At 66.3% G+C, this 26088-nt stretch carries 19 protein-coding genes; 13 read left to right on the top strand and 6 right to left on the bottom strand.

What is annotated here, in order from left to right:
- Positions 1 to 188 precede the first annotated feature (188 nt).
- The 4 genes from B4L36_RS10590 to B4L36_RS10575 all read right to left on the bottom strand — a co-directional run bounded on the left by B4L36_RS10590 (position 189) and on the right by B4L36_RS10575 (position 4869).
- Complete coding sequence (locus B4L36_RS10590) at positions 189 to 1670, bottom strand: inorganic phosphate transporter (RefSeq protein WP_292956587.1); 1482 nt, start codon at positions 1668 to 1670, stop codon at positions 189 to 191.
- A gap of 70 nt (positions 1671 to 1740) precedes the next feature.
- A complete protein-coding gene (locus tag B4L36_RS10585) occupies positions 1741 to 3369 on the bottom strand; it encodes a Na/Pi cotransporter family protein (RefSeq protein WP_292956801.1) in 1629 nt (542 codons plus the stop codon).
- A 264-nt stretch (positions 3370 to 3633) separates the two neighbouring features.
- Positions 3634 to 4515 (bottom strand): LysR family transcriptional regulator, encoded by an 882-nt coding sequence (locus B4L36_RS10580; protein ID WP_292956584.1) that lies wholly within the window; start codon positions 4513 to 4515, stop codon positions 3634 to 3636.
- Between the two features lie 99 nt (positions 4516 to 4614).
- Entirely contained in the window at positions 4615 to 4869 is a 255-nt protein-coding gene (locus tag B4L36_RS10575) for a hypothetical protein (RefSeq protein WP_292956581.1), read from the bottom strand.
- A 345-nt stretch (positions 4870 to 5214) separates the two neighbouring features.
- Between B4L36_RS10575 and B4L36_RS10570 the strand changes: the two genes are divergently transcribed.
- On the top strand, positions 5215 to 8730 hold the full coding sequence (locus B4L36_RS10570; RefSeq protein WP_292956578.1) for an ExeM/NucH family extracellular endonuclease: 3516 nt from the start codon (positions 5215 to 5217) through the stop codon (positions 8728 to 8730).
- 120 nt (positions 8731 to 8850) lie between these two features.
- Here the strand turns inward: B4L36_RS10570 and B4L36_RS10565 are convergent, their stop codons facing one another.
- On the bottom strand, positions 8851 to 10041 hold the full coding sequence (locus B4L36_RS10565; protein ID WP_292956575.1) for a pyridoxal-phosphate-dependent aminotransferase family protein: 1191 nt from the start codon (positions 10039 to 10041) through the stop codon (positions 8851 to 8853).
- A 110-nt stretch (positions 10042 to 10151) separates the two neighbouring features.
- On the opposite strand from B4L36_RS10565, the gene B4L36_RS10560 reads away from it, so the two are divergent.
- Positions 10152 to 13043, top strand: coding sequence for an FAD-binding and (Fe-S)-binding domain-containing protein (locus B4L36_RS10560; protein ID WP_292956572.1), 2892 nt, complete (start codon positions 10152 to 10154; stop codon positions 13041 to 13043).
- 2 nt (positions 13044 to 13045) lie between these two features.
- The gene (locus B4L36_RS10555) at positions 13046 to 13723 is read left to right on the top strand and encodes a GntR family transcriptional regulator (protein WP_292956569.1); all 678 of its coding nucleotides are present in this window, start codon (positions 13046 to 13048) and stop codon (positions 13721 to 13723) included.
- A 110-nt stretch (positions 13724 to 13833) separates the two neighbouring features.
- Here B4L36_RS10555 and B4L36_RS10550 read toward each other — a convergent pair whose 3' ends face one another.
- The gene (locus B4L36_RS10550; RefSeq protein ID WP_292956566.1) at positions 13834 to 14487 is read right to left on the bottom strand and encodes a GntR family transcriptional regulator; all 654 of its coding nucleotides are present in this window, start codon (positions 14485 to 14487) and stop codon (positions 13834 to 13836) included.
- Between the two features lie 154 nt (positions 14488 to 14641).
- On the opposite strand from B4L36_RS10550, the gene B4L36_RS10545 reads away from it, so the two are divergent.
- The 10 genes from B4L36_RS10545 to B4L36_RS10500 all read left to right on the top strand — a co-directional run bounded on the left by B4L36_RS10545 (position 14642) and on the right by B4L36_RS10500 (position 26067).
- A complete protein-coding gene (locus B4L36_RS10545; RefSeq protein WP_292956563.1) occupies positions 14642 to 15622 on the top strand; it encodes a TRAP transporter substrate-binding protein in 981 nt (326 codons plus the stop codon).
- A gap of 58 nt (positions 15623 to 15680) precedes the next feature.
- On the top strand, positions 15681 to 16244 hold the full coding sequence (locus B4L36_RS10540; protein WP_292956560.1) for a TRAP transporter small permease: 564 nt from the start codon (positions 15681 to 15683) through the stop codon (positions 16242 to 16244).
- Positions 16241 to 17521, top strand: coding sequence for a TRAP transporter large permease (locus B4L36_RS10535; RefSeq protein ID WP_292956557.1), 1281 nt, complete (start codon positions 16241 to 16243; stop codon positions 17519 to 17521). The genes B4L36_RS10540 and B4L36_RS10535 overlap by 4 nt, the downstream gene beginning before the upstream one ends.
- Complete coding sequence (locus tag B4L36_RS10530; RefSeq protein WP_292956554.1) at positions 17518 to 18495, top strand: sugar phosphate isomerase/epimerase family protein; 978 nt, start codon at positions 17518 to 17520, stop codon at positions 18493 to 18495. The genes B4L36_RS10535 and B4L36_RS10530 overlap by 4 nt, the downstream gene beginning before the upstream one ends.
- Positions 18479 to 20197: a dihydroxyacetone kinase family protein gene (locus B4L36_RS10525; protein WP_292956551.1), complete on the top strand. Its 1719-nt coding sequence runs from the start codon at positions 18479 to 18481 to the stop codon at positions 20195 to 20197. Before B4L36_RS10530 ends, B4L36_RS10525 begins: the two co-directional genes overlap by 17 nt.
- Positions 20198 to 20299: 102 nt before the next feature.
- On the top strand, positions 20300 to 21340 hold the full coding sequence (locus tag B4L36_RS10520) for a 4-hydroxythreonine-4-phosphate dehydrogenase PdxA (RefSeq protein ID WP_292956548.1): 1041 nt from the start codon (positions 20300 to 20302) through the stop codon (positions 21338 to 21340).
- A 360-nt stretch (positions 21341 to 21700) separates the two neighbouring features.
- Complete coding sequence (locus B4L36_RS10515; RefSeq protein WP_292956545.1) at positions 21701 to 22873, top strand: MFS transporter; 1173 nt, start codon at positions 21701 to 21703, stop codon at positions 22871 to 22873.
- A gap of 2 nt (positions 22874 to 22875) precedes the next feature.
- Entirely contained in the window at positions 22876 to 24048 is a 1173-nt protein-coding gene (locus B4L36_RS10510) for a thiolase family protein (protein WP_292956542.1), read from the top strand.
- Positions 24045 to 24428, top strand: coding sequence for a Zn-ribbon domain-containing OB-fold protein (locus B4L36_RS10505; RefSeq protein WP_292956539.1), 384 nt, complete (start codon positions 24045 to 24047; stop codon positions 24426 to 24428). Before B4L36_RS10510 ends, B4L36_RS10505 begins: the two co-directional genes overlap by 4 nt.
- The gene (locus B4L36_RS10500; RefSeq protein WP_292956536.1) at positions 24421 to 26067 is read left to right on the top strand and encodes an AMP-binding protein; all 1647 of its coding nucleotides are present in this window, start codon (positions 24421 to 24423) and stop codon (positions 26065 to 26067) included. The genes B4L36_RS10505 and B4L36_RS10500 overlap by 8 nt, the downstream gene beginning before the upstream one ends.
- The last annotated feature ends 21 nt before the right edge of the window (positions 26068 to 26088 follow it).

Genomic DNA, 26088 nt, shown 5'->3' with positions numbered 1-26088 from the left:
CATGATGGGCGACGGCATGAATGGCGGCGCGACGGATCAGAAATCCAACTAGGGTTCCGGATCACGCACGGGAAAACGCATCAGCGACCTTTTCCGGCCTTCGGCAATTTCGGCGCCCGCGGACATGACGCGGGCGCTGATCGGTTTCGGCGGCGACCGCGAAGAATGTCGCGGGCACCGCCAACATATCAGCCGTTGATGGTGCGCATCACGTAGAAGATGATCGCCGACAGCAGGGCCGCGGCGGGAACCGTCACCACCCAGGCGGCACCGATGGTCAGAACATGCGCCCGGCGAACCAGCTTGCGACGACGCCGTTCCTCGGGGTTGACCAGCGGCGCGTCCACTGCCAGCCGTGCGATCCGGGCGCGGCGTTCCGCATCCCATTCGCGAAAGAAGCCCACGCCGAAGACCGCGCCCACCGCGATATGGGTCGAACTGACCGGCAGACCCAGCCAGCTGGCGATGATGACGGTAATCGCGGCCGACAGCGCCACGCAATAGGCCCGCATCGGATTCAGCCTGGTGATCTCGCTGCCCACCATGCGGATCAGTTTGGGGCCGAACAGGAACAGCCCGAAGCTGATTCCGAAGGCGCCGATCAGCATGACCCAGATGGGAATGGTGAACGACTGCCCGACGCTGCCCGAGGCGACGGTCTGCACGATCGCGGCCAAGGGACCGACGGCATTGGCCACGTCATTGGCTCCATGCGCGAAACTGAGCAGCGCGGCCGAGACGACCAGCGGGATCGCGAACAGGACCTTCAGCGACTTGTTGCGGTTCTCGAGGCCCCGCGACTGGCGGGCGATCACCGGGATCATCGCCAGCCAGGTCACGATCCCGATGGCCAGCCCGATCACGATCGAAAGACCCAGCGACACGTCGAACAGATGTTTCAGCCCTTTCAGCGCCAGGTAGGCGGCAAAGGTGCCGGCCATGATGCCGACAAGGCCGGGCACCCAGCGGCGTGCGGCCGCAACCTTGTCGGGCTGATGGATGATCCGGGCCTCGATGAACCACAGGAACGCGGCCGCGATCAGCCCGCCCAGCAAGGGCGAGATGACCCAGCTTGCCGCAATCGTGCCGACCAGCATCCAGTTTACGGCGGCAAAACCGGCGGCGGCGATGCCCGCGCCCATGACGCCGCCGACGACGGAATGCGTGGTCGAGACCGGCGCGCCGATCCAGGTGGCCAGGTTCACCCAGAGCGCCGAGGACAGCAGCGCCGCCATCATGGCCCAGATGAAGATCGTGGTATCGCCCAGCACCTCGGGGGCGATAATGCCCTTTGCGATGGTCGAAACGACATCGCCGCCCGCGATCAGCGCGCCGGCGCTTTCGAAAATGGCGGCGATGATGATCGCGCCGCCCATGGTCAGGGCATTGGCACCGACCGCGGGGCCCATGTTGTTTGCGACGTCGTTGGCCCCGATATTCAGCGCCATATAGGCGCCGAAGACCGCCGCCAGCACCACGATCAGGCCCTGACTGGACTGGCCCAGAAACAGTGCTGCGGCCAGTCCGGCCAGCATGATGAAGACCAGCGCGATACCGGGCCCGACAAGCGGGCGCGCGACATAGGCCGTGGCCAGTTCCAGATTCGAGAACCGGCCCAGATCGCGGTCCAGTGTCTCGAGGTGGCGCGCTTCGAAATCCTTGTCGGCCATGCCGTGCCTTTCCGGTTGTCGCGGGCTGCCTAGGGGGCTTTGCGGGCCAGATCAAGCTTGTCGCACCGCCTCAGCCGGTCTTGAGTCGGCTGTCGATCAGCAGGCCCTCTTCGTCGAGGATCGGATGGGCCACGGCGACGAGATGGGCGTTGATCCGCTTGAGGTCGCGCAGGATGTCCAGATGCAGCGACGAGGTCTGCCGGCTCTGCTCGTGGCCCTCACGCAGGCGGATCAGATGCCGCTGCGCCGATTGCCGCTCCATGTTGCGGATATCGACCTTGACCTCCATCAATTGCCGCGCCAGCGCGCGATCGCCGGTCATGAAGACGGTCTGCGCGGTAGAAAGATTTTCCAGTGTCAGAAGGAACAGCGATTCCAGTTCCTTGTAGCCCGCATCGGAGAATCGCAGGCCAAGACCGGAGCGTTTGCGCAATTCCGCCGCGAGATTCCGGTCGATGATGTCGCCGACATGTTCGAGGTTGACCACGTAATCGATGATGTTGAGCGATCGACGCCGCTCTTGTTCGGTCGCGTTTTGCCCCAGGCGGCTGAGATAGGTCTTGACCTCCTGCTGCCGGCGATCGACGCGATCGTCCAGCGCCTTGACCTCGGCCAGCGGTGCCGTGTCGCTGGTCGAAAAGGCGTTATGTGTCTGGACCAGCATCCGCTGGACAATGTCGCCGATCGCCAGGGCCTCGCGGCTGGCGCCCGCCAGCGCCAGCGCCGGGGTTTCCAGCGCGGCCTCGGTCAGCCATCGCGTGCGGTCGGCGTCCTCGTCCGGCTTGTCCGGCAGCAGACGGCTGACGGCGGACCAGATCAGGCCGCTGAACGGCCAGATCACCGCCGCCAGGGCGATATTCAGCAGCAGATGCGCCTCGACCGCAAGGCCGGTCTGCGGCAGCGGCAGGCGTTCCAGCGCCCTGCCGACCGGACCCGCGAAGGGCAGGATCGCCACGCAGCCCAGGGCGCGCACGACAAGGTTTCCGGCGGTCACGCGCCGGGCGGCTGTCCGCGATGCCAGCGTCGCCAGTACCGGCGGGATCGCGCCGCCCAGATTGGCCCCCAGCACCATCGCGACGGTCAGGCCGGGCGACAGCCCCAGTGTCAGGATCAGCATGATCGCCGCCAGCGACGAGGCGCAGACCGCCGCAAGAGCCGCCGCGATGACCACGGCCACGGGCCAGGCACCGTCCAGCATCGTCAGGAAGGCGCCCATCGTCGGAGAATCGCGCAGCGGTGAGGTCGCATTGTTCAGCAGCGTCAGCGACAACAGCATCAGCCCGACGCCGATCAGTGCAAGACCCGTGCCCGAAATGGCCGGCAATCTCTGCCGCCGCATCACATAGCCGATCAGCAACAGCAGCGGCGACAGGGCCTCGATCCCCGTGGCCACGATCCAGGCAGTCAGGGCGGTGCCGACATTCGCGCCCAGAAGGGCGATCTGCGCCATGCGTCCGCGCACCAGATCGCGTTCGACGAAGGATGCGGTCATCAGCGCGGTCGCCGTCGAGGATTGCAGCGCCAGCGTGGCGACGAGGCCAGAGAAGAAGGCGCGCGGGCCGGTGCGCGTGCCCAGTCCCAGCACCATCTTCAGCCGCACGCCGAAGGCGTCGGTCATCCCCTTGCCCACCAGCCGCAGCGCGAACAGCAGCAAGGCGACCGCGCCGGCAAGCCGGAAGAAGACGATGAACGAATCCATCTGCACGAAACCTTTCCTTCGGACCGGCCGGTCGGCGCCGAAACGCGGCGAACGGCCCGTCCGGCAGCAAGTGTCGCCGTTTCGCGCGGCATACGCAATCAACGCCGGATGGCCTGGCGCAGTTTCGGACGGATTGATCCCGACCGCAGGATAGCGGCGGACCGGTTCGGGTCGTGCCGGCACCACGCCGGTATCGTGCCCACGGGATCAGCGGCCGGAACCGCGGCGCCATGCGACCGAAGACGGCCGGACCCGCGCTTGCCGCTAGACCAGCCGCAGCGACGCGGTGAAATCCAGGAAGCTGCGCATCGCAGCGGTCAGCAACCGGCGCGAAGGATAGACCAGCGAAACGGGAACATCGGGCAGGGCATGATCAGGCATCAGCGGCACCAGCGCCCCGGTTTCCAGTTCGTCGCCAAGTGCGAACAGCGGCAGCAACGCGATTCCCCGCCCCTCGATCGCCATCATTCGCAGCAATTCGCTGTTGTTGGAAGCAAAGGCGATCCGGACCCGCTGGTGGATCAGGACCTTGCCCTGTTGCAGCGGCCAGGTGCCGCTGCCGGGCAGGTTCGAGTAGTGCAGGCAGCGGTGCCGGGTCAGATCTGCCGGAACCTCGGGCGCGCCATGTTCGGCGACATAGCCTGGCGACGCGACCATCACGATCCTGGCCTCGTGAAGCTTGCGCGCGGTCAGGGCGGAATCCGGAAGATGGCCGATCCGGATGACCGCATCGAATCCGCCCGCGATGATGTCGGACCGGCCGTCGTCCAGCATCACCTCCAGTTGCACATGGGGATTGCTCTCGATGAAGCGCAGCAGATGCGGCCGCAACACGTTCAGCGTATACACGATGGGAGAGCCGATCTTCAGCGGACCGACGGGATGATCCGACAGGGCGCGCACGGCCTCGCTGGCCTCGTCGAGCCGGGCCAGAACGTCGCGGACGCGGTTGGCATAGCACTGACCGGCGGCGGTCGGCGTCACCGATCGCGTGGTCCGGTGCAGCAGCCGCGCGCCCAGATCCGCCTCCAGATCAGAGACATGCTTGCTGCACAGGCTTTTGGAGATCGACATCCGCCGCGCCGCGGCGGCAAAGCTGCCCTCGTCGATGATCGCGACGAATGTGCGCAGGATGGCGATGTCCATGATCTTGTTCTGCCCCCGATTGCCACATGGTCGAGGCAGACATGTAGAAAGCCGCCCCTGCATCGGCAAGGGCGGCCCTGGATCCGTCTGAAACGGCGATCAGCGGTCGCTGTTGCCGACCGGCGCTGCGTCCGAAGTGGGGAAGCTGGTGACGGTCAGGATCGTGTCGTCGGGAATCCCGCGATGGCTGAGTTCGCGCGACGACAGCACCTCGTCGGCCTTGACCTCGGCGGTCTGGACGGCCTGGGCGGGGCTGGCGGCCGAGCCCGGACGTTCGTTCTGACCGATATTGGCGGCCTGTGCGGCGCCGGTTGCCAGGGTGGCGGCGATCAATGCAACAAAGAATTTTTTCATGGTCATGTCCTTTCGATTGGCGCGGCATCTTCCGCGTCCTCTGCCAGATCAGATAGGCCTCTCCCGTCCGCGGAATTAGGCCCGATCGGTCGCGCTCTGTGTTCGACATTCCTGCACAATCCCGCGGCGGGCCGATGGCGCCCCGGGGCGGGGGCGCGGACAACCGCTGGTTGGGATGCGAAAGATGTTGCCATCCGCACGGCGAGCCATAAGCTCGGTCTCTCGCGCATGGCCGGACCGGCCGCGGAGATCGGGCTGCCGGCCTGCCGCGTCACGAGACGGTTGCACAGAACTGCTAGCGTTCGGCCTGCGCGGGCAACCGATGGGCTGACAGGGAAAAGACGCATGGCCACCATACCTCACGAAAAAGATTTCGACGCCGACCCTATCGGCAGCCGCGACGCGGCGCTGGCGGCGGAATTCGCCGGTGCTTTCGGCGACGCGGCCGCCGCGGCCCAAGTGGTCGCGCTGAACGAGACCTTTGACAGCGGCGCGGGCTTTTCCACCTCGGCGCCGTTCTTTTCGGATGGCTTGGGCGATTACTTCGGCATTGCCGGAACCGTCGCCGATTTCGGCACGGACCCGACGCCTTCGGCGCTGAAGACCTATGCCGGGGCCGATGGCAGCCACCTGACCGGGATGGATCTGGACGGCGAAGGGGCTGTGCTGCCGATCACCGCGGAATGGTCCGGCATCGACATTTCCGGCCTGTCGGATCTGACCTTCCAGGGCAGATTCGCGGAGTTCTTCGACACTCCGGGCGATATCGACGCGGGCGATCTGCTGATGGTGCAGGCGCGCATCGACGGCGGAGCGTGGCAGACTTTGCTGGCTTTCGTCGGCTCGGACTTCACCTCGGGCAGCTTCAACGGCAATTTCCGGCAGGACACCGATCTGGACGGCAGCGGCGACGGCGCCGTGCTGGCCGACGCCTTCCAGCAATTCACCGCCGCCATCGCCGGCACCGGCAGCGTCATGGACCTGCGCTTCACCGCCAGCCTGGACGCGGGCGACGAGGATTTCGCGGTGGACGATTTCCGCGTCATCGGCACCTCGGGCGGCAATGCCGGCCCGGCCGTGATCGCGCGGGCGGGCGATGGGCTGTCGGTATCCGAAGCCGGACCCACCACCGACAGCTTCACGCTGGAACTGGCGACCATGCCCGCGGCGCCGGTCGAGGTCACCATCGAGGCAGCGGACGGGCAAGGCGAGATCAGCCTGGACGGCAGGACCTTCGGCGCCTCCGCAACCGCGATCCTCGGCGGCACCGACCCGGTCGAGGTGATCGTGCGCGCCGTCGACGACACCATCGACGAGGCCGCGACCCATTCCGGGGCGTTGGGTTTCACCGTCGCCAGCGCCGATCCGGCCTATGACGGGCTGACGATCGCGGATCTGAGCGTCGCGGTCGAAGACGACGACACCACGATCACGCGGATTTCAGCCATTCAGGGCAGCGGTGCAGCCACCGGAATGCCCGGCGCGGAGGTCACCGTCGAGGCGGTCGTGACCGGTATCATCACCAACGCCGCCGGCGCGCAGGTCGGCTATTATCTGCAAGAGGAAGACGGCGACAGCGACGGCGACGCCGCGACCTCGGAGGGAATCTATGTCTATTCCGGCCAGCCGGTCGCGGTGGGTCAGCAGCTTCGGCTGACGGCGGATGTGTCGGAATTCTCGGGCCTGACCGAACTGAGCAATGTCCGCGACCTCGCGGTGCTGCAAACCGGCGTTCCGCTGCCCGCCGTCACCCTGATCACGCTGGGGATGAGCGCCGGTTTCGAGGCCTATGAGGGGATGCGGGTCCAGCTTGTCACCGGCTCGGAGGATCCGCTGACGGTGGTCACGAACTTCAATCTCGACCGCTTTGGCGAGATCCAGGTGGCCGAGGGCAATCTGGTCCAGCCGACGCAGATCTACGACGCCCAGACCCAGGCCGCCGAGATCGAGGCGCTGGCCCGCGCAAACGCCGCCGGGCGCCTGACCATCGACGACAGCTCGACCGCGCAGAACCGCGACACGATCACGATGATCGATTCCGGCGACGGCACGCCGCTGACGGCGGCCGATCCGCTGACCGCAGAGGGGCCGACGCTGCGACTGGGCAGCCAGTTGCCCGATGTCACCGGGATCATGGATGAACGCTACGGCGGCTATCGCATCCAGGTGGATGCGCCGCTGCAGGTGATCGCGGACACGGGTCAGCGCCCGGCCGAGCGGCCCGATGTCGGCGGCGACCTTCAGATGGCCAGCTTCAACGTGCTGAACTATTTCACCACGCTGGATGTGGCAGGCGCGGGCACCGGGCCGAACGGCGACCTGGACCCCCGCGGTGCGACCACGGCCGAGGATCTGGTCCGCCAGACCGACAAGCTGGTCGCCGCGATCACCCGGATGGATGCCGAGGTCCTGGCCCTTCAGGAGATCGAGAATAACGGCTTTGGCGAGGAAAGCGCCATCGCCACGCTGGTCGATGCGCTGAACCGGGCCGAGGGCGCGGATGTCTGGGCCTTCGTCGATCCCGGCACCGGCTTCGTGGGCACCGATGCGATCACCACCGGCATCATCTATCGTGCCGATCAGGTTGCGCTGAAAGGCTCGGCCGTGCTGGATTACACCGAATCCACCGCCGCGACGACGTGGGATATCGTCCGCCAGATCCAGGAAAGCACCGGCGATTTCGTCGGCGATTTCGACCGCAACCGCCCCTCGATGGCCGCCAGTTTCGAGGCCGCGGATGGCGGCGGGATCACGGTGGTCGCGAACCACCTCAAATCCAAGGGCGCCAGCGGTCTCGACAGCCTGCTGGACGCGGCGATGGCGGCCGATGTCGATCCCGCGCTGATCGAGGCACTGCGCAACGATCCGAATTTCGATCAGGGCGACGGCCAGGGCTTCTGGAACGGCGTTCGCCAAGAGGCCGCGGCAGAGCTGACGCGCTGGATCGCCACCGATCCGACCGGCGCCGGCAGCATCGAAAACGTGCTGCTGCTGGGTGATCTGAATTCCTACGCCATGGAAGACCCGGTTCAGGCGCTGAAACAGGCCGGTCTGACCGATCTCGCCGGCGCATATCTGGGCCAGGAGGCTTATTCCTACGTCTTCGACGGCCAGCGCGGCACGCTGGATTACGGGCTGGCCTCGCAGGGGTTGCTGGACAATGTCACCGGCGTCGCCGAATGGCATATCAACGCCGACGAGCCCGATCTCTTTTCCTATTCCTCGGCCTTCAACAACGCCGGCTTCTACAATGCCGATCCCTTCGCGGTATCCGATCACGAGCCGATCCTGGTCGGCGTGACGCTGGACAAGCCCGTCCGGACCGTCGTCACGGGCGTCGATTTCGGCGGCGGCTGGCGGTTCTTCGATCGAATCTCCTATTCCGAGGACGGCGAAACCGTCGCCCGCCAGGTCGTGCCACCCATCGCCCGCGGCCTCGACATCAAGGGTTCGGACATCTCCATCTCGGCCGAGGGAACCAGGTTCGGCCTGCTGACTTTCGCCGGCGAGGGGCTGGGCATCTATGCGCCGCTGTCGGATCGGATCTGGAAATCCGAGGCCCACCGCATCGACGGACCCGAGGCGCTGCGTGTCAGCATGGATGACGGCGGCCGCCTGACCGACGCGACCGGAATCGCGCTGGATCTGACGGGTTTCGGCGGCAGGGGCCAGATACGGCTTGCCTTCTACGACGACGGTGCGGCGGTCGACGAAATCCTGCTGAAGCCGGCCGACCGGATCGATTACGAGGCAGCGGCCGCCTTTGACGAGGTGGTCCTGTCGGCGACGGGCAAGCTGGGTTTCGAGATCGCGGGAATCGACATGGCCCGGATCGAGGATGACAGCTTCGATTTCGTCTGACCGGAACCGGAAAACGGCACAGCCGGAGGGCGGATCCTGTCGTGGATACCGGCCTCCGGTTCGCGGGTCCGGCGAGGTTCAGGGACCCGGCGGCGCCCCCGAACTCCCCGGACGCGCGTGCTATTCGGCGGCGATACCGGGCGCCGCCAGATCGTCCAGAACCGCCATCGCGGCCTCGACCCCGCCATCGCGATGCGGCACCCCTGCCTTGCGCAGGCCCAGTTCGACCCCGGTCAGGGTTCCCGCCAGCGTCAGGTCGTTGAAATCGCCCAGATGGCCGATCCGGAACACCTTGTCGGCGACCCTGGACAAGCCGTTGCCCAGCGAGATGTCGTAATGTTTCAGCGCCACCTTGCGGAAGGCATCGGCGCTGTGGCCCTGGGGCATCATCACGGCGGTCAGCACACCGCTTTCCTGCCCCTGCTGGCGGCACAGCACCTCCAGCCCCCAGTGGCGCACCGCCGCGCGGGTCGCCGCGCCGTGCCGTTGATGGCGGGCAAAGACGTTTTCCAGCCCTTCGTCGCGCAGCATCGAGATCGCCTCGTTCAGCCCGAACAGCATGTTCGTCGCCGGCGTATAGGGGAAATAGCCGGTCGCGTTGCTGGCCTTCATGTCGCGCCAATCCCAGTAGGATCGTGGCATCCCGCCCGTCTCGGACACTGCCATCGCCCTGGCGCTGACCGCGTTGAAGGCGATGCCCGGCGGCAGCATCAGCCCCTTCTGCGAACCCGACACCGCCACGTCGACGCCCCATTCGTCAAAGCGGAAATCGATCGAGGCCAGCCCCGAGATCGTATCGACCATCAGCAGCGCCGGATGCCCCGCCGCGTCGATGGCCGCCCGCACCTGCGCGATCGGCGAGACCGAGCCCGTCGAGGTCTCGTTGTGGACGACGCAGACGGCCTTGATCTCGTGCGCCTTGTCCCTGCGCAGATGCGCCTCGATCGCCTCGGGATCGGCGCCGCCGCGCCAGTCGCCCTCGATGAATTCGGGGCGCAGGCCCAGTTTTTCGGCCATCTTCTTCCACATCGCGGCGAAATGACCGGTTTCATACATCAGCACCCGGTCGCCTTTGGCCAGGACATTGACCAGGGCCGCCTCCCATGCGCCGGTGCCCGAACATGGATAGATGACGACATCCTGTGCGGTCTTGAATACCCATTTCATTCCCTCCAGCGCCGCCTGTCCGACAGCGGCGAAATCGGGGCCGCGATGGTCGATCACCTGGGCGGAAATCGCGCGCAACACGCGGTCGGGGACCGGGCTGGGGCCCGGAATCTGCAGAAAATGGCGTCCTGCGCGATGTGACATGCGTTTTCTCCCTTCGCGGCATCCTGCCGCTTCCAAATGCCTTTTTAATTTTGCATTATGTATCCAATTCGGGTAGCCCGAAGTCAATAACCAAGTCGAAAGGGTCGCCCATGCTGGATCAGGCGCTGCGCAGGGAGTTTTCGGGCGAAATCCTGTTCGACACGTTTTCGCGCGGCCGCTATTCCACCGATGCGTCCTTCTACCAGATCATGCCGCAGGGCGTGGCGATCCCGCGCGGGTTTGCGGATGTCGAGGCCGCGCTGGCCGTCGCCCGCGATGCCGATGTGCCGGTCACCGGACGCGGCGGCGGCACCTCGCAATGCGGGCAGACGATCAATTCGGGGCTGATCCTCGACAATTCGGTGCATTTCAACCGCATCCTGGAACTGGATCCCGCGAACCGCCGCGTCGTGGTGGAACCGGGCATCGTTCTGGACGATCTGAACCGGGCGCTGAAACCGCACGGGCTGTGGTTTCCGGTCGATGTCTCGACCGCATCGCGCGCCACGATCGGCGGGATGGCGGCCAACAATTCCTGCGGCGGGCGGTCGCTGCGATACGGCACGATGCGCGACAACGTGATCTCGATCGAGGCGATCATGGCCGACGGCACCCTGGCGCAGTTCGGGCCGGTCGGGCCGAGGGGCGGGCCGTCCGACGCGCTGGTGGATCCGCTTCTGGCGATGGGTCGCGACCATGCGGCGCTGATCGAGGCGCGGATTCCGAAACTGACCCGGCGGGTCGGCGGCTACAACATCGATGCACTGGTGCCCAAGAACCGACCCGTCAACCTGTCCCACCTGCTGGTCGGCAGCGAGGGCACGCTGGCCTATTTCACCCGGATCGAACTGAAGTTGTGGCCGCTGGTTGGCCAGCGCGTGCTGGGCGTGTGCCATTTCCCCAGCTTCTATCAGGCGATGGACGCCACCCAGCATCTGGTTGCGCTGAACCCGCTATCGGTCGAGCTGGTGGACAACACGATGATCGGCCTGTCACGGCAGATCCCGATGTTCCGTCCCACCATCGAGCAATTCGTCAAGGGCGATCCCGCCGCCCTGCTGCTGGTCGAATTCGACGAAGGCGACGCCGCCGCCAATGCCGAAAAGCTGCGGCTGCTGGACGAACGCATGGCCGATCTGGGCTTTGACTGGCGCGCCGAGGGCAAGGGCTGGGGCGGCGTGGTCCCGATCGCCGACCAGCGCCTTCAGGGCCAGATCGCCGAGGTCCGCAAATCCGGGCTGAACATCATGATGTCGATGAAGCAAGAGGGCAAGCCCGTCTCCTTCGTCGAGGATTGCGCCGTCGAACTGCCCGATCTGGCGGAATACACGCGCGAGCTGAGCGCGGTCTTCGAACGCCACGGCACCAGGGGAACGTGGTATGCCCATGCCTCGGTCGGCTGCCTGCATGTGCGGCCGGTGCTGAACCTGAAACTGGACGCCGATGTCAAACGGATGCGCGCGATCGCCGAGGAAGCCTTTGCGCTGGTATCGAAATACAAGGGGTCGCATTCGGGCGAACATGGCGACGGGATCGTGCGGTCGGAATTTCACGAGCGCATGTTCGGGACCGAAATCACCACGCTGTTCCGCGAGGTCAAGGACCGGTTCGACCCGGATCGCCGCTTCAATCCCGGCAAGATCGTCGATGCGCCGAAGATGGATGACCGCCGCCTGTTCCGCTTTACGCCCGGCTATACGGTGGCGCCGCTGAAGACCGAATTCGACTGGTCGGCATGGCCCGGCGCCGGCGGCGGGTTTCAGGGCGCGGTCGAGATGTGCAACAACAACGGCGCCTGCCGCAAGCTGGCGGGCGGGACGATGTGTCCGTCCTATCGCGTCACCCGTCACGAACGCGACGTGACTCGCGGTCGGGCCAACACGCTGCGGCTGGCGATCTCGGGCCAGCTTGGCCCCGATGCGCTGACATCGGACGCGATGGCCGATACGCTGGCCCTGTGCGTGTCCTGCAAGGGCTGCAAGCGCGAATGCCCGACCGGCGTTGACATGGCCCGCATGAAGATCGAGGTTCTCGCCGCCCGCGCCCGCAGCAACGGTCTGACGCTGCATGACCGGCTGGTGGCCTATCTGCCGCGCTATGCGCCGGTGGCCGCGCGGCTGCACTGGCTGATGAACCTGCGCAACCGCCTGCCGCTGCTGGCGCGGCTGATGCAGCGGCCGACCGGCTTTTCCGCCGCGCGCGCCCTGCCCCACTGGTCCGCTCGCCCCTTCCGCGATGCCGAGGCGCAAGGGGCGGATGCCGATATCGTGCTGTTCGCCGATCCGTTCAATCGCTGGTTCGAGCCCGAGAACCTGCGTGCCGCGGTCCGGGTTCTGAACGCGGCCGGCAGGCGCGTGACGGTGGCCCGGCCGCTGGATGGCGGACCGCCGCTGCAATGTGGCCGCACGCTGCTGTCGGCCGGACTGGTCGACGAGGCCCGGACCGAGGCCCGCCGACTGATCGACGCGCTGTTGCCCCATATCCGTGCCGGGCGCAGCATCGTCGGGCTGGAGCCGTCCAGCCTGCTGACGCTGCGCGACGAAATTCCCGCGATGCTGCCGGGCGACGACACGGCACAGATCGCCGGCGCCGCGCTGATGTTCGAGGAATATGTTGCCGCCGAACACGAGGCCGGGCGGTGGAGTCTGCCGCTGCGCCCGCCCGGTGTTCCGGTCCTGCTGCACGGCCATTGCCATCAGAAGGCGTTGGATGTCATGCCCGCGATCCACAAAGCGCTGGCTTTGCTGCCCGAAACCGATATTCAATTGATCGAGACCAGCTGCTGCGGCATGGCCGGATCCTTCGGCTATGGACTGGAAACCGAGGCGATCTCGCGCCAGATGGGGGAACTGAGCCTGTTTCCCGCCATCCGCGCCGCGCCCGGGGATGCGATCATCGTGGCGGACGGCACCTCGTGCCGCCACCAGATCGCGGACGGGACCGGGCGCAGGGCGATTCACGTCGCCCGGCTTTTCGAACTTGCGCTCCAGGAGGCGCGTTGACGATGAACCTTTCCGCGACCCAGTTGAAGCGTCGCCCGCTGCACGAGGAACTGACCGAATCGCTGCGAAAGCTGATCGTGTCGGGCGAGTTGCAGCCCGGCCGCAAAGTGCCCGAAAAGGAATTATGCGAGCTTTACGGCGTCTCGCGGACGCCCCTGCGCGAGGCGCTGAAGGTGCTGGCGACCGACGGGCTGGTCAATCTGGAACCCAATCGCGGCGCCTGGGTCAGCCGCATCACGGTCGAGGAACTGGACGAATTGTTCCCGGTCATGGGCGCGCTGGAGGCGCTGGCGGGCGAACTGGCCTGCAAGCACATTACCGACGACGAGATCGCGCAGGTCCGCGCCCTGCACGACCGGATGTTCGCCCATTACACGGCGCGCGAGCTTGAGGCCTATTTCAAGCTGAACCAGCAGATCCATGAGACGATCCTGGCGGCCGCCCGCAACGCCACGCTGACGGTGCAGTATGGCACCCTGGCAGCGCGGGTGCGACGTGGACGTTACATGGCCAACATGACCCGCGAACGCTGGGATCAGGCCATGAAGGAACACGAGGACATTCTGGACGCACTTCAGGCCCGCGACGGCGGGCGGCTGGCGGTGATCCTGCGCGAGCATATGGAAAAGACCAGCGTGACCCTGCGCGAATGGCTGCTGTCTTCGCCCGACGAGGGTTAGGGCACCCGCATCTTCGAACCCGGGACCATGACCGGCTCTCGGTCCGTCCACGCGGCGTGAACGGATCGCAGGTTTCGGCGGGGCAGCGATAACGGGTCCAATGATCTGGTCTATATGCTGTCCTTGACGCGCTCCCACGTCCGGCCGAGATGGTCGGACATGGCGTCGCCAAGCCGCTTGCCGTCCCGATCCTTCAACGCCGCGACCATCTCTTCGTGATCGGCAACCGCGCCGGCCCATGATTCCGGTTTCTGGTTGCCGATATAGCGGATGCGCTTCAGCCGTGCCTGGATATTGGCCTGCATGTCCTGCAGCGTCGTGTTTTTCGACAGTTCGGCCAGCCGCGAGTGAAATTCCTGGTTCAGCTTGTAATAAGGCAGACGGTCGCGCTGGCGGTAACATTCCATCATCCGCTGGTGCAGATCCACAAGCGCCTGGATCTGTTCGTCGCCGGCCCGCGCACAGGCCAGTTCGCCGGCCAGCCGTTCAAGATGCGCCAGCACCTCCAGCATCGAAAAGACATCCTCGCGCGTCAGCTTGCGCACGATGCTGCCTTTCGACGGGCGAACGATCACCAGCCCCTCGGCGGCGAGTGTGCGCAGGGCTTCGCGGAACGGCGTGCGAGAGACCTCCAGTTCCTCGATCAGACGGGCCTCGTCGATTCGGCTGCCGGGCTCCAGAACGCCCTCGATGATCAGGTCCCGCACCCGACTGACGACCTGATCGTGAAGAGAACGATTTGTGATCGCGATGTTGGCCGTCATCCTGGAACCTTCACCTTTTCCTGAATTTCAAAGGCTTATGAGATCATGGCGCAGTGTAGCAAGAAAAGGATTGCTGGTCGATACCTTGCGCATGTATACAAAATACATCGATCGAATATGCAGTTCTGCATGTTCTGGGAGGAGGAGACAGCACATGAAAACCTTTCGGAAAAGCGCCGCCGGCCTGATGGTTTGCGCCGTGACGATGGCCGCGGCACCGGTCGCGGCCGAGACCTACATCGTGGCGGTGGGGGCCGCCTCGAACAGCTTGCAGGGTCGCAGCGCGGCGAAGTTCGCCGAGGATCTGCAGGCCCGGCTGGGTGATGCCGACAAGGTCGAATTCTATGCCGACGGCCAGCTGGGCGACGAGAAGGAACTGGTCCAGAAGCTGCGGCTGGGCACGGTGCAGTTCACGCTGGTATCGTCGATCATGACCAATTTCTTGCCGGAATTCGCATTGTTCGACATGCCGTTCCTGGTTCGGGACCGGGCCCATCTGAGGGCCATCGACGCCCAGATCATCCAACCCGATTTGGCGCCGAAGCTTGACGAGAAAGGCCTGCACCTGATTTCGACATGGGAGAACGGTTTTCGCCAGATCACCAACAACACGCGGCCGATCAACACCCCCGAGGATCTTGCGGGACTGAAGATCCGCACGCCGTCGTCGGAATGGCGGGTCGCGATGTTCAAGGAATGGGGCGCGAACCCGACGCCGATGGCCTTCTCCGAGGTGTTCGTCGCCCTGCAGACCGGAACGATGGACGGTCAGGAAAACCCTTTGACCAACATCGTCGGCGCGAATTTTCAGGAGGTGCAGAAATATCTCAGCCTCACGGACCACGTCTATTCGCCCACTTATCTGACCAGCGGGGCCGAGACATGGGCGGGCCTGCCCGACGACGTGAAAACGGCCGTGTCCGAAATCGCGGACGAGGTCCAGGATTGGTCGCTCGCCGAGGGCGAGAAGGCGGATGGCACGCTGGTCGAGAAGGTCAAGGCGGCGGGGGTCGAGGTGAACGACGCCGACAAGGCCGCTTTCGTCGCGGCCTCGCAACCGATCTACGATGCTTTCGCTCAGCAGGTTCCGGGTGGGGCCGATCTGGTCTCGAAGGCACAGGCGCTGGCCAAGTAGGACCGCCTCGCGGTCGGCGCGCGGCTGTCGTGCCGACCGTCTCGCGCAGGAGCACCCCATGATTGTCCAGACAGAGAAGATCCTGCTCCGGCTGATCGAGTCGATCTGCCTTGTCCTGTTGGTCGTGCTGGCCGTCGCCGTCGTCTATTCGACCACCATGCGCTATCTGGGCTCGTCACCCTCGTGGTATGACGAGGTCGCAAGCGTGCTGCTGGCATGGCTGACCTATTTCGGCGCCACCTATGCCGTGTTCACGCGGTCGCATATGGGCTTTGCAGGGCTGGTCGCTGCATTGCCGCGCGGGCCTGCCGTGGCGCTGGCCATCCTGTCGGAAATGCTGGTGGTCGCCTTCTTCGCGCTTGTCGCATGGTACGGCTATGCGGTGCTGAGGGTCGCGGCCTTCGATTCGCTGCTCAGCCTGCCATGGCTGACGCTGGATATCGTGCAATCCGTCATCCCGATTTCCGCCGTGCTGATGATCCTTGGCACCCTGATGACGATGCCGCGCGCGATCCGCGATGCGGCACGCGGCATCGACCGCGAACACGCCGAGATCGAACATGCCATCGCCGAGGCCGAGAAGGAAGCCGAGGCCCTGTCCCGCAAGGAGGACAGGCCGTGACCCTGCTTCTGACCACCGCCGCCCTGATCTTGCTGATCCTGATCAACGTGCCCATCGCGATCGCCATCGGCATCGTGTCCGTCGGCGGCTTCTACCTGACCTCGGGCAGCGCCCGTTTCTACGACATGGCGATCGCGCTGTATTCTGGCGCAACCTCGTTTCCGCTGATCGCGATCCCGCTGTTCATCCTGGCGGGCAACCTGATGAACACATCGGGCATCTCGGTCCGGCTGATCAACTTCGTCACCGCGCTGATCGGCTTCGTGCGCGGCGGGCTGGGCATGGTCAATATCGGCGTCTCGATGGTCTTCGCCGAGATTTCGGGATCGGCTGTCGCCGATGTGGCGGCGACCGGCACCGTGCTCATCCCCGAGATGAAGAAACGCGGCTATTCCCGCACGCTGGCGGCGGCGATCACCTCGTCCTCGGCCTCGCTGGCAATCATCATTCCGCCCTCGATCCCGATGATCCTTTACGGCGCCATCGCCGAGACCTCGGTGCTGAAGCTGTTCGTCGCAGGTATCGTTCCCGGCATCCTGGGCGGCGGGCTTTTGATGCTGGTCACCTATATCCTGGCGATCCGCTACGACCTGCCGCGCGCCGAGGGCTTTGATCCGTGTCACGTCTGGAAAAGCTTGAAAGAGGCCTTCTGGGCGCTGACCATGCCGGTCATCATTCTGGGCGGCATCTTCTCGGGCGTGGTGACGGCGACCGAGGGGGCCGGACTGGCCGTTCTTGCCGCGCTGATCATCGGCATCTTCATCTATCGCGATCTGGACCTGAAAAGGTTGCGCAGCACGATGCTGGAAGGGGTCAGCCAGACCGGCGTGGTCATGCTGCTGGTCGCCACCTCGGCGGCATTGGGGCTGTTTCTGACCCAGGCGCAGGTGCCACAGCAACTGGCGGCGCAGATCACGCAGATGACGACAAATCCGCTGATCGTTCTGGCGCTGCTGAACCTGCTGCTGCTGGTGCTGGGGATGTTTTTGCATGGCGCGGCCGCGATCATCCTCGTCGTGCCCGTGGTCATGCCGCTGGTCAACGCCGTGGGGATCGATCCGGTCCATTTCGGCATCATGGTGACGCTGAACCTTGCCATCGGCCAGCAGACGCCGCCGGTCGCATCGGTCCTGATCACCTCCTGCTCGATCGCCAGGTCTGGCATCTGGGAAACCTCGCGCACGAACCTGCCCTTCATCGGCGTGCTGGCCTTCGTCCTGCTGCTGGTCACCTATGTCCCGTCGGTATCGCTGGCCCTGACAGAGTATATCAAATGACCTCCGCAATCCTGCAGACCGGCCGGCCGCGCTGGTCACCTTCGGACTGGCCCATCGCCGCCGCGATGATCCCGTTTCCCGCGACGCTGCCGGACGGGCGATCGGTGCAGGAGGCGGGCCCCGTTGCCTGGGCGGCCAGCCTGTCCGAGGTCGCGGACGCAGGCTTCGTCGCCGTCGATCCGACGGATTCGTGGCTGCGCGTTGCCGATCTGGAGGCGCCCATGCGCGCCGAGTTCATGGCGATCTGCCGCGGTCTTGGTCTGGCTGTGCCCGCCATCTCGACCGCGCGCCGCAGCGTGATCGACCCCGATCACGGTGACGCGAATCTGGCCTATTGCCACCGCGTCATCGACACGGCGGCGGAACTGGGCGCGGGCTGGGTCAGTATCGGCCTGTTCGGCCCGCTGACACGGGCGCAGCAGGACGCGACATGGTTCTGGACCCAGCCCGGCCCCCGCAACCCGGCCGATCCCGAAACCTACCGGCTGGCGCTGGATCGTGTGCGCGAGCTGGCGGGTCACGCCGGGCGCAGCGGCATCCAGCTGTCGCTGGAGATGTATGAGGATACCTATCTGGGCACCGGCGAAGGCGCCGCGCGCTTCATGACCGATCTCGATCATCCGGCCGCGAGGCTGAACATCGACATCGGAAATCTGGTCCGCCTGCATCGCCCGGTCGAGCCCTGGACCCGGATGATCGCGCGATGCGCCCCCTTCGCGGGCTATTGGCATGTCAAGAACTACTACCGCATGGAAGACAGCGCCACCGGTCGGGCCATGAGCCATCCGGCGCCGTTGCTGGGCGGCACGATCAACTGGCGGGCGGCAATCAACATGGCGCTGGATCTGGGTTTCGACAGCCCGTTTCTGGTCGAACATTACGGCGGCGACGGGCTTTGGATCTGCGCACGCAACCGGGATTATATCCGCGACATTCTGACCGAGAGGAGGCGCCGCGATGACAAGGATCTTTGACGACCCCGAAGACTTCGCGGCAACCGCGCTGGCAGGTTTCTGTTCGGCCAATCGCGACCGCGTGGCGGCGGTGCCGCATGGCGCGGTGCGGGCCGCGCCGGGCGCCGAGGGCAAGGTGGCGCTGGTGATCGGCGGCGGCTCCGGCCATTACCCGGCCTTTCTGGGATATGTGGGCGCCGGCCTTGCCGATGCCGCGGTCGCCGGCGACGTCTTCGCCTCGCCCTCGACCAGCGCCGTGGCGGGCGTGGCGCGCGCTGCCGATCGTGGCGGCGGCGTGATCCTGGGCTTTGGGAATTATGCGGGCGATGTGCTGAATTTCGGCGCCGCCGCCCGGCGGTTGCAGGACGAGGGCATCGACGCGCGCATCCTTGCCGTCACCGACGACGTGGCCAGCGCCCCCGCGGATCAGCGCGACAAGCGGCGCGGCGTGGCGGGCGATCTTCCGGTCTTCAAGATCGCGGGGGCGGCCGCGGAGGAAGGCATGGATATCGACGCCGTGGTTTCCGTGGCACAGGCCGCGAATGCCGCCACGGTCTCGTTCGGCATGGCCTTCGCCGGCTGCACGCTGCCGGGTCAACCAGGGCCGCTGTTCACCGTCGATGACGGTTTCGTGGCCCTTGGCCTCGGCATCCACGGAGAACCCGGCACCCGCACCGAAGCCATGGTTGCGGCGGCCGATCTGGCCCGGATGCTGCTGACGCCGCTGCTGGCCGAACGCCCGGACGGGCATGACGGGCGCGTCGCCGTCGTCCTGAACGGGCTGGGTTCGACCAAATACGAAGAACTGTTCGTGATCTGGCATCATCTCTCGGGCCTGATGCAGCAAGAAGGGCTGGCCATCGTCGAACCCGAGGTCGGCGAATTCGTGACCAGCCTCGACATGGCCGGCTGTTCGCTGTCGATCACCTGGCTGGACGATGATCTGGAACGGCTGTGGCGCGCCCCGGCCGACGCCCCGGCCTTTCGCAAGGGCGCGGTCGAACCGCGTCGTGCCGAGGCGCCGGTTGTCGCCGACATTATGCGCGAGATTCCGCAGGGCGGGACCGCATCGCGGGGCACGGCCGTCTGCATAGCCGACCTGATCGAGGCGCTGGCCGCGTCTCTGGCCGAAGCGGAAGAAATGCTGGGCCGCATCGACGCGCAGGCCGGCGACGGCGATCACGGGCAGGGCATGGCGCGCGGGTCGCGGGCCGCGGCCAGCGCCGCGCGCCACGCCGCGGCTTCCGGTGCCGGCGCCGCCACGACACTGGGCCTTGCCGGCGACGCCTGGGCGGATCGCGCCGGCGGCACGTCGGGGGCGCTGTGGGGCGTGGCCTTGCGGGCCTGGGGCTCTGCCCTTGGCGATGCGGATGCGGCCCGCGCGGCCGATGTGGGCCGGGGCGCCGAGGCCGCGCTGACGGCGATCACCGATCTGGGCGGGGCCCGGCCGGGCGACAAGACGCTGGTCGACGCCATGGTGCCCTTCGTCGAGGCTTTGGGCGCCGGCATCACGGCAGGGCTGGACCTTGCCCAAGCATGGTCGAAGGCGGCGGACCGCGCAACCCTTGCCGCCGAGGGCACTGCGAAGCTGCGCCCAAGGCTGGGCCGCGCGCGTCCGCTGGCCGAACGCAGCCTGGGTCATCCCGACGCGGGCGCAACCTCGCTGGCGCTGTGTGCAAGGGTCGTCGCGGACCGGCTTTCGACCCGCCGTCGGCAAGTCTGACAGCGACGGAAAGACAGGGATCGGGCCGGCGCCCGTGGCGGCCCCTGCGAAGACGACATCCGCGCGCGGTGAAACGCGCGTCAACATGAGAAGGGGCCGAAGATGCGGCTGGCATTGGCGATCGGAGATGCGGGGGGCGTGGGGCCGGAACTGGCCGCGAAACTGTTGACCCACCAGGACATGCGGGATCGGGACGTGATCGTGCTGGGCGACGCGCGGCTGCTGGGCTTGGGCGCGCGGCACGGGGGCCTCGACCTTGATCTGCCGACTGTCGCGGCGGCGGACCTGCCCGATCGACTGCCCGCGGGAAAGGTCATGGTCGATCTGGGGAATTGTCCGCCGGGCGATCTGACGCTGGGGCGCTCGAGCCAAGGGGCCGGGGCGGCCTCGCTGCAGAATTTCGCCGCGGCCCTGCGTCTGGCGCAGGCGGGCGTGGCGGATGCGGCGATGTTCACGCCCTTCAACAAGCATTCGATGCGACTGGCGCGGCCCGCCTATGTCGATGAGATCGGTTTTATCGACGCGACGCTGGGGGCGGATCGCAGCGGGCGCGAATTCAACGTGCTGGAAGAGGTGTGGAACGCCCGCGTCACCTCTCATATTCCGCTGCGCGAGGTTGCGGCCAGCCTCAGCGCCGAGCGCATCCTGTCCAGCATCCGCCTGACCGTCACGGTGATGGAGGGCGCCGGAAAGCCGGCCCCGCGCATCGGCGTCGCCGCGCTGAACCCCCATGCGGGCGACGGACGCAATTTCGGCGAAGAGGACGAGGATATCATCGCCCCCGCCATCGAGGCGGCGCGGGCCGAGGGGCTGGATGTCGCCGGTCCGATACCGTCGGACACAGTGTTCGTGCGGGCGACGCGGGGCGAATTCGATGCGGTGCTGACGATGTATCATGACCAGGGCCAGATCGCGATGAAGCTGATGGGCTTTGATCGTGGCGTGACCCTGATCGCGGGCTACGGCTTTCCGATCGTGACCCCCGCGCATGGCACCGCCTACGACATCGCCGGACGCGGCAAGGCCGATCTTGGGGCGACGCTGGCAGCGGCGCGGCTCGGCCTGGCGCTGGCCAGGTTGAATCCCGGCCGTTCCGGCACAGGCCACCTCGCCGACAATTGGGCGACCGACCCCGTACGCTGACGGCGGAAGCCTGCGCTGACCAGGCCGAACCAACCGTTTCCCTGCGGCTCATCCGTCACGGCGATGAAGAACGCGCCGATACCGTGGCCTGTCAGGCCACGGCAAGGACGCGGAACTTCGCAGCAGGGACGGCCGGTAGCGCCAGCGATCCGATGCCGCCGCAGCACCGCGAACTGCCGGGAATGCGCTTGGGCGACAGGGCCTCGACAGGGACCTCAGCATCGCCGGAGCCCGCTTGCGCGCGCCTGCTTGAAGGCGGCACCGACGCGATCCATTCTTGCCTTCTCACGTCAAATGTCTTAGATAATTTGTATTAACAAATTTTCCGGAGCTGGCGTGTCCCTTCCACCATCCAAGGCCATGGCCCGGATCGAGCCCGCATTGACGCGGGGACGGGCCAGTCTGGTCGGGCGTCATGCGGTCGCGCAGCTGATGCTGTGGTCGGGGCTTTACTACCTTTTTCCAGCACTGACGGGGCGTATCCTGGCCGAGACGGGGTGGTCGGCAAGCATCCTCACCGCGTCCTATACGGCCGGTTTCCTGCTCTGGGCGTTTTCCTCGCCGCTGGTGGGTCGGACGATCGACATCGGTCATGGAATAGTGGCGATGCGCTGCGGAGCGCTGGTCGGTGCCAGCCTGCTCGTGGCCATGTCGCAAGCACAGACGCTTGCCGTTTTTGCCCCGCTGATGGTGCTGCTGGGGGCGTCGATGGCAGCCACCCTCTATGATCCGTGCTTCGCCATCCTGCTGCGTCGGTTCGGCGCCTCCGCAGCCAGTCCGGTCGCGACCGTGACCCTGGTGGCCGGGTTCGCCACGCTTCTGACCTTTCCGATGGTGGGGTGGCTGCTGCAAGTCACGGACTGGCGCACGGTAATGCTTGCCGCTGCGGCCCTGGTCCTGGCTGCGGCGGTGCTGATACCGTCCGAAGGCGCGGCCCGCCCGGCGGACCGGTCGCGCCATGACATGCCCCGCGGTCGCGCCTCGCCGACGGTGCTGCTGATCGGGCTGTCCTTCGCCACGCTGATGTTCAGCCACGCGGCCCTGCTGTTCATCCTGCCCCTGCATCTGCGAAAACTGCCCGAAACCGCCGATTTCGCGCTGATCCTTCCGGCGCTGCTGGGCCCTGCGCAGATTTTCGGACGGCTGGTCTGCGCGCCACTGATCCGGCTTTTCGATCCTGTTCTGCTGGCGCGCAGCGTTTTTGGCGTGATGCTGTTGCCGCCGCTCGCGCTGCTCGTCGTACCCTATCAGGCGACAACCATCCTGCCGATCCTGCTGCTTCAGGGGGCGGGCTACGGGATGCATACGATTCTGCGGCCGGTTCTGACGCGGAACCATGTGCCGCCGTTCAGGCTGGGCCGCGATCTGGGCCTGATCGCCATGATCGGGCTGGTGATGATGGCGCTTGGACCGGCGGCCGGCGGGGTCGTATGGCAAGGGGCGGGCTTTCAGGTTCTGGCGTGGCTGTTGCTGGCGATGAATCTGGTCGGTGTCCTGCTGTTGTTCCCGCTTCCGCGACGGGCAGAGCGGTGACGATGGCAAACGAAATCGGCATGGTGGTCGCAGGCGGGGCGCTGACCCGGTTCGGCCGCCGCAAGGATGGCAGCAGCTTTCGCGACTGGGCGCGGCAGGCTTTCGCGGCGGCCCTGCGCGATGCGGGCCTGCAGCGCCGCGATATCGACGCGCTGATCGTCGCCTCGGAAAGCGATTTCCTTACCCTGCAACTGAACCCCGCCAGCCTCTTGGCGGATGAGCTGGGTCTTTTCGGTATCCGCGTGATGCGGGCAGAGGGCGGCGGCGCGTCGGGCCAGGTTGCTGTCCAGGCCGGGGCGGCGCTGGTCTCCTCGGGTCAGGCGCGGCGCGTGGCCGTGCTGGGATTGGAGCCTGCGGCCGCCCATCTTTCGGGCGCGGATGTCGCCGCGCTTTATTCTCTGTCCTTCGACGCCTGGACAGACGGCATGACGGGGATCGATTCAACCTCGATCTATGCCATGTCGGCCCTGGCCTTCATGCGCCGCACGGATGCAACCGTCAGCGATTTTGCCCGCGTCGCGGTGCGAAACAGGCAGAATGCGCGGCACAATCCCAATGCGCATCTGCCGCTGGACATCGCGCCGGAGGATGTCGCGGCATCGACGATGATCGCCGCGCCCTATCGGCGGCTGGACTGCTCTCCCCTCAGCGATGGGGCAGCCTGCGTGATCCTGTCTCAGCCCGGCAACCTGCCGGGAACCGGCAAGGGCCGCGCCCGGATCGTCGGCATGGGTTCGGCCAATGACCGGGTTCGCCTGGCCGAACGCGCCGATCCGGGCACATTCGCCGCCAAGCGCCTGGCCGCTCAGCAGGCCTATTCGCACGCCGGGATCACACCGGCGCAGATCGGGCTGGCCGAGGTCTATGACAGCTATTCCGGCGCGCAGCTGCAAGCGCTGGAGGCGTTGGGCCTGGCGGATGACGTCGTTGCCGCAGAACGACGCGGCGTGTTCGACGCGACGGGCACGGTGCCGACCAATCTGTCGGGCGGCCTGCTTGGGCAGGGGGCGCCGGTGGGCGCGACCGGCGTGGCGCAAATCGTGTCCTGCGCGCACCAGCTGGAGGGGCGCTATGCGGGTCTCGGGCCGCGGATTACCCCGCGTTTCGCGCTGGCCGATACCCATGGCGGCATCGCGACCTTGTGCGCCGTGACCATTCTGGGAGGCGTGGAATGAGATTTTCGATAGCCCTGGACTACACGCTGCCCGAGGGCGGGATGGCCCCGTATTTCGACGCATTGCGTGCCGGCGTCGCCCTGGCGTCGCGTTGCAAGGGATGCGGACGGATCAGCTTTCCGCCGCGGCTGGTTTGCGCGGAGTGCGGTGCAGAGGCGCATGACTGGGCGCGTCTGTCCGGTCGCGCCCGCGTGGTTCTGCGCACCGACGCCCTGGCGGCGGCCTTTGCGCTGGCGCGGTTCGAGGGTGCGGATGGCGCGACGACGGTCGCCCTGGGCAATCCCGAGGCAAGGGGCGAAACGGGACAGCTGATGGCGCCGAACGGGCCTCGGCCCGGCCTTTGGCTGCGGCTGAATGAACGGGAGACGGACCATGCTTGAGACCTGGACAGAGGCGCAACTTGCCGAGATCGGGCTGCGCCGTGACGGCGAGGCCGTGACGATCGACATTCCGGCGGATGCAAACATCTTTTCCATGACGCTGGGCCGGCAGCTGGGACCGGAGGGCGCGGACAGGCCGGCCATGCTGTTCGAACGGCCGGACGGCCGCCTTGAAACCTGGAGCTTCGCCCAGATCGACGCGGCCGCAACGACCCTTGCCGCGCATCTGCGAGGACTGGGTTATGGCCGCGGCGATCTGGTCGGTCTTCATACCGGGATGCGCCCCGAAACGGCCATCGGGCATATGGCCGTGTGCAAGCTGGGCGGAACGGCGGTGACGCTGTCGCAGCTTTACGGGTCGGATGCCCTGGCCCATGCGCTGAATGATTGCGAGGCGCGCTGTCTTGTGACCACCGAAGCCGCCTGGGCCAGCCTGCGGGACGAAGCAGGGCGGTTCGGGTATCTGACCGATATCCTCGTCTCCGAAAGCGCGGGGACGGAGCCCGATCTGCGGGCCATTCTGGACAGCGCCGCCCCGCCCGGATTCGAACCGGACTATACCGGGCCCGATGATCCCGCCTTGCTGATGTATACGTCGGGATCGACCGGGATGCCCAAGGGCATCCTGCACGGGCACCGGATCCTGGCCGCCTATCGCCCCTCGATCAACCTGTTCTACAACCTGTCGTTGCAGGACGCGGACGCGGTGTTCTGGTCGCCCTCGGATTGGGCATGGGTCGGCGGCTTGCTGGACATGATGATGCCCGCATGGCTGGCCGGGCGGCCGATCGTCACCTCGGAAGCGCGCTTCACGGCAGAATGGGCCTATGAATTCATGGCCCGCCACAAGGTGACGCATGTCTTCCTGGCGCCCACGGCGGTCAAGCGTCTGGCGCAGACGGCCCAGCCGCGCGACAGCCATGATCTGTCGCTGCGGGTGATCTGCACCGGGGGCGAGGCCCTGGCGGCGGATACCCTCGTCTGGGCCGAGGACAGGCTGGGCGTGGTCTGCAACGAGTTCTACGGCATGACCGAGGTGAACCATCTGATCGGCAATTGTTCGCGGCTTTATCCGCGAAGACCCGGATCCATGGGCGTGGCCTATCCCGGCCACGACGTGCGGCTGGTCGATGCCGAAGGAATCGAGGTGGCGGACGGAGAGCCGGGCGAAATCGTGACGCCTGCGACATCGCCGACGCGATTTCTTGGCTATCTGAACAATGCCGGGAAAGAGGCCGAATTGCGGCTGGGCGACTGGCTGCGCACCCATGATCTGGCGGTGCGCGATGCGGACGGGTATTTCTGGTACAAGGGCCGGTCGGACGACCTGATCAAATCGTCGGGATTCCGCATCGGCCCGACCGAGATCGAGGAATGCCTGCTGTCACACCCCGCCGTGGCCGAAGCCGGCGTGATCGGCAAGCCGGATGCCCAGCGTGGCACGATCGTCAAGGCCTTCGTGCGTCTGGCCTCGGGATTCATCGGCGATGCGTCGCTGACCGAGGAATTGCGCGCCCATGTCCGCAACAAGCTCGCATCTTACAAGGCGCCACGAGAGATCGACTATGTGGACGAATTCCCGATGACCTCGTCGGGCAAGATCAACCGAAAGGCCCTGCGGCAGGCAGAAGGTAATTGACCTGACTAATTTGTATCTACT

This window comes from Paracoccus sp. UBA889, assembly GCA_002294185.1.
GTDB lineage: Bacteria > Pseudomonadota > Alphaproteobacteria > Rhodobacterales > Rhodobacteraceae > Paracoccus.
This window is presented reverse-complemented; position numbering and strand designations above follow the sequence as displayed.